This window comes from Kitasatospora nipponensis, assembly GCF_039528135.1.
GTDB classification, from domain to species: Bacteria; Actinomycetota; Actinomycetes; order Streptomycetales; family Streptomycetaceae; genus Kitasatospora; species Kitasatospora nipponensis.
The window spans coordinates 1-826 of the sequence record NZ_BAAALF010000619.1; the positions used below are offsets into that span (position 1 = coordinate 1).

Below are 826 nucleotides of genomic sequence, written 5' to 3' on the forward strand. Positions count from 1 at the left end.
ACCGCGCTGACCACCGCGAAGGCGGCCGCCGGCACGGCGCTGCTCAAGCTCTCCGACCAGTACTACGACCGGGAAGCCGACGGCAGCTACCCCAACCTGATGTTCGCCAACATGGCCGTCAACTGCCTCGACCTGCCGGCCGCCCAGACCCGACTCATCCGCAGCATCCCCTGAGGAGACCACCATGCGCCTCGTCAACACCCTCGGCAGCCTGGATCCGGTGGCGTTCACCGCAGCCCTGGATGCCTATGCGCGCGAACAGTTCCGTACCGGCCTCGCCGGCCAGGCCAGCACACCCCAGTGGGGCCAGGACGTGGCGTACGGCGAACTGTGGCTGATGGCCGTAGCCCGGCCGACCGCCGCCTCCACCGAGTGGGTCGTCTACGCGATCACCTCCCAGGAGGACATCCCCGGCTGGCCGGCCCGCACCGGCGAGTACACCGGCGGGATCCGCACCGCCACCGACATCGCCCAGCCGTTGGCCACCGCCGGGCACCAGGTCATCCTGCGCCATTACACGGACTTCAGCGTGGACCTCACTGCAGCCGACGTCACCCTCGCCTGAGTCCCACCCACCCCTGCCCCCGTGCCGCCTTGGCCGGGGGCTTTCCCATGTCCAAGGAGAGTCATGCAGTTCGTCAGCCGCGCCGATCGGGGCGCCCCGCAGCCGAAGGCGCCGTTCACCAGGATCGACGTCACCCGCGGCGTGAAGATCCATTACGAGGGCACCGCCGTCCCGGCCGACCTCGCCGGGCCGGACCAGCATCACCGGTGCGCCGGACGGGACAACGCGATCGAGGCCAGCCACATGGCTGACCGGAACGAG

The 826-nt window shown here is 70.2% G+C and carries 1 protein-coding gene and 1 pseudogene; both read left to right on the plus strand.

What is annotated here, in order from left to right; all coding sequences use genetic code 11:
• Positions 1-184 precede the first annotated feature (184 nt).
• Positions 185-565 (plus strand): hypothetical protein, encoded by a 381-nt coding sequence (locus ABD323_RS42295; protein ID WP_184914072.1) that lies wholly within the window; start codon positions 185-187, stop codon positions 563-565.
• Between the two features lie 63 nt (positions 566-628).
• Positions 629-826: pseudogene (locus tag ABD323_RS42300) on the plus strand (N-acetylmuramoyl-L-alanine amidase); the annotation flags it as partial.

Excerpts from the sequence above, each read along its gene's own strand:
- ABD323_RS42295 (WP_184914072.1), top strand. The coding sequence starts at position 185 with ATGCGCCTCGTCAACACCCTCGGCAGCCTGGATCCGGTGGCGTTCACC.